General features: G+C 64.3%; 1 protein-coding gene. It reads right to left on the reverse strand.

Features of this window, described 5'->3' with window-relative positions; all coding sequences use genetic code 11:
• Nucleotides 1–806, reverse strand: an 806-nt coding sequence (locus NKH29_RS32555; RefSeq protein ID WP_353001432.1) for an IS256 family transposase, incomplete at its 3' end; no start/stop codon positions are given.
• Nucleotides 807–869: the final 63 nt, after the last annotated feature.

Consider the following 869-nt stretch of genomic DNA (forward strand, 5'->3'; position numbering starts at 1 on the left):
TCGTCGACCTTGCGCGGCACGTAGTCGAGCGCGTTTCTGAGGAAGTGCACGTAGCAGCGCTGCCAGACCGCTTCGGGCAGCACTTCGCGGATTGCCGCCCTGAGCCCCGGATGGTCGTCGGAGACGACGAACTCGACGCCGGCGAGCCCGCGATTCTTGAGCCCCGTCACGAACTCGCGCCAGCTCGAATGGCTCTCCCGGTTGGCCAGCTCCACGCCCAGGACCTGGCGCCGGCCCTCCCAATCCACGCCGATCGCCACCAGCACCGCCTGGCTGGCGATCACGCCCGCCTCGCGAGCCCGTTCATAGCGCGCGTCCAAGATGAGATACGGATAGCTTTCCTCGAGCCGCTGCGTGAAGAACGCCTTGAGCGCCTCATCCAGCCGCATCGTCGCCTCGCTCACCGTCGAGGCCGAGAAAGAGTGGCCGCACAATTCCTCCGTCACCGCCTTCACCTTGCGGGTCGAAACGCCTTGTACGTACATCTCGACCAGCGCCGACACCAAGGCCTTCTCCGAACGCTGATAGCGCTCAAACAACTCCGTCGAGAACCGGCCCGTCCGATCCTGCGGAACGCGAAGTTCCAGCACCCCAACCCGCGTCACCAGCTTGCGCTCGTAATACCCGGACCGGTAACTCACCCGCTCCGCCGTCCGCTCGCCTTTCTCGGCCCCGATCGCCTCCGTCATCTCGGCTTCCAGAGCCTCCTGCACGACAGTCTGCAATACCTGGCGAAAGCCGTCCTCATCCGACAGCAGCAACGCTTTCAACTCGCCCCTGCTCAGTTTAACTTCTCGATTGGTCATGGCACTTCCCCTTCCACGGGAATCGGTGATTGCAACGTCACCACCGTGCCATGGCCGCTCGCC

The sequence above is a fragment of the Mesorhizobium sp. M1295 genome, assembly GCF_040318135.1.
Lineage (GTDB): Bacteria > Pseudomonadota > Alphaproteobacteria > Rhizobiales > Rhizobiaceae > Mesorhizobium.